Raw genomic sequence first — 2,987 nt, 5'->3', positions numbered from 1 at the left:
GAGCCAGGTCCCCGCTGACTCCACGACGCCGGAATGATACGGCGGCGTTATCAGTGCGACCCTTTTTATAGTCATATCCAACCCCTTCCAGGTATCAGAACTGTAGTTAGTGAAGTGGATTTCTGAGTCAGGTTTTGTTTACTATGCCACAGCGGCCATCGAAATGAAAAGATAAAGCCTTATCGCAGCCCGGTGGCCCGGCCACTGTAATACAGATGTGCCATTTTTAGCGCGTTTTTTAATAAAAGCGTAACCAAATGGTTACTTTTTGATGTGCTTGAATTAAATCGTCTTTGACGTTGCGTCGTTTCATGCGGGCTGACCCGATATTCACGGACGTTTCACGGCATTACATTCAACTTGATGCCGCAATTCCGGGAGATCATGTTCTGGAGCGGGGGGGGGAGACAGGACGCCTTCGGTCGGGGTGAACGATAACGGCATGGCAATGACAGCATTAACCGTGTCTATCAGGGTCCGGCCGCGGGATTACACCTTCATCCTCAGCATCCCGGAGATGGCGCCACTGAAGAAGGCAACCAGCCAGCAGCTGTAGATAGAGAGGCTCACCCGGTGGAACAGGAGGTTCATGGCGTCGGCGCGCCGCGCGAGCGTGGCCAAAAGCGCCAGCAGGAAATGGAAGGCCATCCCCGCAAGCGACGCGATGCCGGTGATATTGTGCCACTCGGGCGCCTTGCCGAACGCTTGGGCATAGTGGTTCATCTCGCGTGTGCCGAGGTAGTCGCAGAAAAGCCCGATGCCGAAGATGGCCAGATGCTTCGCGCGCAGCCCTTCCTTGCGGCCGCTGAAGACGGCCCAGGTATAGAAGATAAGCGCCAGCGTCATCCAGAACACGGCGGTGGCCAGCAAGGTTTTGTGTTCGGCTCCCATCATCGCTCCTTCTCCCCGGCGGACTGCAGCATGCATTGGATGCTGTCCGGCTTCCCCTCGACCTGCAGCGGCCTGCCTGACCAGGTGCCGGCCAAACGCCCCTCACGATAGCGGCGCACAAGCCATGCAGTTTCAGCGCCATCTTTTGCGGCAGCGCACCGGAATTTCAGGAAGGCGGCGACGGCGGAGCCCGTCACGCTGGAAAGGACAGCAGCAGCACCTGCTTGTGGCGCTTGAGGAGGGAGTTTCTGACATTCCGCAGGTGCACGGGAGGAGGTCCGCTGGTCGTGGCGCTGCGAGAATGGGACCCGTCAATCCTTGCCGTGTCGGGCAAGGAGGTCCGAGATATCCTGGTCCGAGAACGAGATGTGGGGCTTGACCGGGATGTCGCACCCGGACCTGCAATCCGCCATGCCGATCGCCAGGACATAGACGTCGGCTTCTCCCGGCGCCAGCTGCCGGGGTCCCCACTGCATGAAGAGGACCCTGCTGGTCGGGCTTTGCAGGGGCACCCTCTCCTTCTCGCTGGCGAAATAACCGAGCCGGTTCGAGAAGTACATCAGGTCCGGCCGCGCACCCAGCGACTCGATGAAGTTCGCCAGGTTGCTGTACTCCTTGGTCTCCCCGGCGGCGCTGTTGCCGTGGTCGTACATGCCGAAATAGGAATCGCGCTCAGGATCGAGTCCGGTCTCGTACTGGAAGAGCCGCCCTTTGCCCCACCCTACGTTCCCCGTGGAGCCGCCGTAGTCCCCCACGGAGGGCTCGTCGCCGTAGACATAATAGTAGAGGGCCGGCGCCTTCCCCTCGTTGCGCACCCGGTTCACCAGGATGAAATAGGGCTCCCCCGCCTTGAAGACGGCGAAGCGGTCGATGTGCAGCGCCATCCCTTCGCCGGCGACGCGGTGCGAGCTGAAAAACACCATCTTCTCCCGGCTCGAAACCAGCACGCGGCTGCCGAGGAATTCCCACTTCGAGGGGGAAAGCTGTCGCGAGCCGTTCCCCAGGGCTATACCCTCGTTGGCGTTGCCCCAAAGGTGCCGCCACTTCTTGCCGTCGAAAAAGGCCATCCCCGACTCCCCCTCCTGCGGGGAGGCGTTACCTTCCTCATACGGCACGTTCCCCCCGACGAAAAGGCCGCGGGGGATGGCGTTGCCGGCATCTACGAACCTGCTGAAGCAGGTGATGAGCATGGTCCCGTTGGGGAAGACGTTCCTGACGAAGCCGCTGCCGTCGGCTTGGAACCAGTCGTACTGGAGATGGGAGCCCGCGGGGGCGAAGGCTTTGGCAAAGTGCAGGGACTTGGCGACCTCATCCCAGTGCAGGGCGAACAAGAGCCGATCCTCCTGCCCCAGTTGGATCACGTCCGTCAGCACCAGGCGGCAAGGCCCCTGGCGCAGCAGGTATACCCCCCTGTAATTACGGGTCACTTCCACCCGCACCAGCCAGGAGAGCGCCAGTAGAAGCACCAGCGCCGCGCCGCCCACGCAGCACCAAATCTTCCTATTCAACTTCGGGTGAAGCATCCCCGCCACCTGCCTAGCCGCCAAGAGAATGTAAACGCAGTTTAATCAAATACATACATTCTAATGAAGAGGTGAAACAGGAGCAACCCAAATTATTCTCATGACAGTAGCCATAGGTTCGGCGGTCGGGAAATTTCAATCATCCGCGCCTTCATCGCCTTCGATATCGGCCCCCTGGAAGCGCAAAGGTGATGGTCTGGCTTGGGAGAAAATCGTGGGTCGGGTTGCTCTAGTTCCCGGCGGGGGCAGCTATTAGGCGGGTCGGGGACATCACCGGCGGGGGGATACCCTCCCCCCGCCGGATTGTCTCAAACCTGCTTCTTACTTCTCTTGTTAAGCTGGGGCCTGAAGCTGACTATCTTTCGATACTCCACGGCCTGGTTTTGGTGAAGTGGCAGCTCACGTTGAAGCAGCTGCCGGACCTGTTGGTCCCGCCGGAAACAAGCTTGGCGGAGGTGTAGGTTGCCAACACGTCGTTGCTGAAGCGGTACTGCGGGTCGATCTGGACGGTGACGTTGTCCACGTGGTTCCTGATCGGAAGCGCCCTTGCGTGAGCTGCGTTGCCGCCGTTGT

Annotated in this window: 3 protein-coding genes; all 3 read right to left on the bottom strand. The window is 60.0% G+C overall.

Going from position 1 to position 2,987, the window contains the following annotated elements; translation table 11 throughout:
• Positions 1–489 precede the first annotated feature (489 nt).
• Complete coding sequence (locus K419_RS0118810) at positions 490–891, bottom strand: HsmA family protein (RefSeq protein ID WP_156912257.1); 402 nt, start codon at positions 889–891, stop codon at positions 490–492.
• A gap of 311 nt (positions 892–1,202) precedes the next feature.
• Positions 1,203–2,399 carry a hypothetical protein gene (locus tag K419_RS0118800; protein ID WP_226377741.1) on the bottom strand — a complete coding sequence of 399 codons (1,197 nt, stop codon included), beginning with the start codon at positions 2,397–2,399 and terminating at the stop codon, positions 1,203–1,205.
• A 370-nt stretch (positions 2,400–2,769) separates the two neighbouring features.
• A partial coding sequence (locus tag K419_RS23930) for a hypothetical protein (protein WP_035497590.1) occupies positions 2,770–2,987 on the bottom strand: 218 nt, incomplete at its 5' end.

Origin of the sequence: Citrifermentans bremense R1 (assembly GCF_000426865.1) — a bacterium.
Taxonomy (GTDB): Bacteria; Desulfobacterota; Desulfuromonadia; order Geobacterales; family Geobacteraceae; genus Geomonas; species Geomonas bremensis.
Note: the sequence above shows the minus strand (reverse complement) of the source record. Positions and strands in the feature narration are given on the sequence as shown.